Origin of the sequence: Pseudoduganella sp. RAF53_2, assembly GCF_052113985.1 — a bacterium.
GTDB lineage: Bacteria > Pseudomonadota > Gammaproteobacteria > Burkholderiales > Burkholderiaceae_D > Rugamonas.
The window spans coordinates 1-2514 of sequence record NZ_JBFRDW010000770.1 but is presented as its reverse complement, the minus strand read 5'-3'; the positions used below and the strand labels follow the sequence as shown (position 1 = coordinate 2514).

Here is a 2514-nt window from a genome sequence, read left to right as displayed (position 1 = left end):
CGGTTGAGCAGGTCGGAAATGAACGATTGTGGAATCACTTGGCTGACGGTCTTTTGTTGCAGATCAGACTATACCGCGGTGCAGGGCTATGGGTTGATGTAACTCAACACAGCGGCGGATCAATGATCCGCCCTACGGCGGCATTGCATCATACATGCCCGATAGCGACTCGTGTAGGGCGGGACATCGTCCCGCCGTGCCGTTACGCCGGGGACAGCGCTTTTTTCACCAGGCCGGACACCACGGTCATATCGGCACGGCCCGCGAGTTTTGGCTTCAGAATAGCCATTACCTTGCCCATGTCGCCAGGCGCAGCCGCGCCGGACTCGGCCACAGCAGCCTTCACTTCCGCCGCGATTTCCTCGTCGGACAGGCCGGCGGGCATGTAGGTGGTCAGAACAACCAGCTCAGCCTTTTCGATATCAGCCAGGTCGGCGCGGCCGCCGGCTTCGAACTGGGTGATGGAATCCTTGCGCTGCTTGATCATTTTTTCCACGATGGCCACGGTCTGGGCATCGTCGACTTCGATCTGCTCGTCCACTTCCTTGCGCTTGATCTCAGCCAGGATCAGGCGGATGGTGGCCAGCTTGCCCGACTCTTTGGCGCGCATGGCGGCTTTCATGTCTTCGGTGATCTGTGCTTTCAAACTCATGGCAACCTCAAAAAGTGTGCGGTAAAAAAGGAAAACCCGCTGCGGCCTAACCGGAGCGGGTGGAAACTCTGGGCACGTGGCGCATCCGTGGCGAACTGGCGCCGTGTGCGGACGTGCCGGCTAGAGCAATTAGTACAGCTTCTTCGGCAGCTGTTGGCTGCGGATACGCTTGTAGTGACGCTTAACAGCGGCAGCCAGCTTGCGCTTACGCTCAGCGGTTGGCTTCTCGTAGAACTCACGAGCGCGCAGTTCGGTCAGCAGACCCGTTTTTTCGATAGTGCGCTTGAAGCGGCGCATAGCGACTTCGAACGGCTCGTTTTCTTTAAGGCGAATAGTGGTCATGTAAAAATTCAAACCGTTAGGGTTTAAGGAAGACAGCGATATTAGCAGCTTTTGTCCAAAAATGGAAGAGCAAATGGACGCTAAACCGGCCCATCAGGCGGGTTCCAGGAGGAATACCACGTCTGTTAAAGGGCAATCTTTCCGCCCCGCTAACATCAATAGATCCGGCGAAAGTGCATTGCCGGGAGGTGAATGATATCAGATTGCCAGCCCGGCCGCCACCCCGGAAGCCCATGCCCACTGGAAGTTGTAGCCACCCAACCAGCCGGTTACATCCACCGTTTCGCCGATGAAATACAGGCCGGGAACCTTGTTCACCATCATCGATTGCTGGGACAGTTCTTTGGTGTCGACGCCACCTCTGGTGACCTCGGCCTTGCGGTAGCCTTCGGAACCATTGGGGGTGATGGTCCAGCGGTTGATGAGTTCGCCGAGCTTGCGCAATTTGGCGTCGGGCATGTCGGCAATGCGCGCATCGTGCGCATAACCGTGCGCCTGCAGCAGCCCCTCGGCCAGTCGCGATGGCAGGTATTGGGACAGCACATTACCCAGCTGCTTCTTGATGGTGGACTTGCCTTCGATGAGCGTCTGCGCCAGATCCAATTCCGGCAGCAGATTGATGACAATCGGCGTATTCGGCTGCCAGAAGCTCGAAATCTGCAGGATGGCGGGGCCGGACAGGCCACGGTGCGTGAATAGCAAGTCCTCGCGGAAGCGCGCGCCGGTGGCATTGCGGCCTTTCAGCGAGCCGGTTTCCACATCCACTTCCAGCGACACGCCGGCCAGGGGGACGAAAGGCTTCCACTCGTTCTCGTCGAAGGTGAGCGGGACCAGCGCGGGGCGTGGATCGACCAGCTTGAGGCCGAACTGCTTGGCGACGCGGTAGCCGAAATCGGTGGCGCCGATCTTGGGGATGGACAGGCCGCCGGTAGCGATCACGACGGCTGCGGCGTGGATGTCGCCATGCTCGGTCTGCAGATGGAAGCCCGCCGCGTTTTGCTGCACGGACTGCACCTTGCTCGGCATGCGCCACTGCACGCCACCGTTATCGCACTCGGCGCGCAGCATATTGATGATCTGTTCGGCGGAATCGTCGCAGAAGAGCTGGCCTTTGTGTTTTTCGTGGAAAGCGATGCGGTACTTCTTCACCAGCGCCAGGAAATCATGGGGCGTAAAGCGCGACAGAGCGCTCTTGGCAAAGTGCGGATTCTCCGACAAAAAATTAGCGGGACCCGCATTAATATTGGTGAAATTACAGCGGCCACCGCCGGAGATACGGATCTTCTCCGCCAGCTTCTCCGCATGGTCGATCAGCACGACGCGCTTCCCGCGCTGCGCCGCCGTCGCCGCGCACATCATCCCCGCCGCGCCCGCGCCAATCACCGCCACATCCACCTGCATCGCACCCTCACGCCAACCCAAACCCATTATTCTACTAAAACATGAACCTTGGGGTCAGATCCGACATTCGGACAATTTCGCGAAACTCCACCTCTCCGACACGCTGCGCCCCACCAGAA

3 protein-coding genes are annotated in these 2514 nt (G+C 58.9%); all 3 read right to left on the bottom strand.

Annotated elements, in window-relative coordinates; all coding sequences use genetic code 11:
- Positions 1–202 precede the first annotated feature (202 nt).
- The 3 genes from AB4Z11_RS29250 to AB4Z11_RS29240 all read right to left on the bottom strand — a co-directional run bounded on the left by AB4Z11_RS29250 (position 203) and on the right by AB4Z11_RS29240 (position 2422).
- Positions 203–652, bottom strand: a complete 450-nt coding sequence (locus AB4Z11_RS29250) for a GatB/YqeY domain-containing protein (protein WP_442029332.1) — start codon at positions 650–652, stop codon at positions 203–205.
- A gap of 129 nt (positions 653–781) precedes the next feature.
- Positions 782–994, bottom strand: coding sequence for a 30S ribosomal protein S21 (gene rpsU / locus AB4Z11_RS29245; RefSeq protein WP_005665410.1), 213 nt, complete (start codon positions 992–994; stop codon positions 782–784).
- A gap of 198 nt (positions 995–1192) precedes the next feature.
- Positions 1193–2422 (bottom strand): NAD(P)/FAD-dependent oxidoreductase, encoded by a 1230-nt coding sequence (locus AB4Z11_RS29240; RefSeq protein ID WP_442029331.1) that lies wholly within the window; start codon positions 2420–2422, stop codon positions 1193–1195.
- Positions 2423–2514: the final 92 nt, after the last annotated feature.

Coding starts and splice junctions, on each gene's coding strand:
- rpsU (WP_005665410.1), bottom strand. CDS start 994: ATGACCACTATTCGCCTTAAAGAAAACGAGCCGTTCGAAGTCGCTATG.
- AB4Z11_RS29250 (WP_442029332.1), bottom strand. CDS start 652: ATGAGTTTGAAAGCACAGATCACCGAAGACATGAAAGCCGCCATGCGC.
- AB4Z11_RS29240 (WP_442029331.1), bottom strand. CDS start 2,422: ATGGGTTTGGGTTGGCGTGAGGGTGCGATGCAGGTGGATGTGGCGGTG.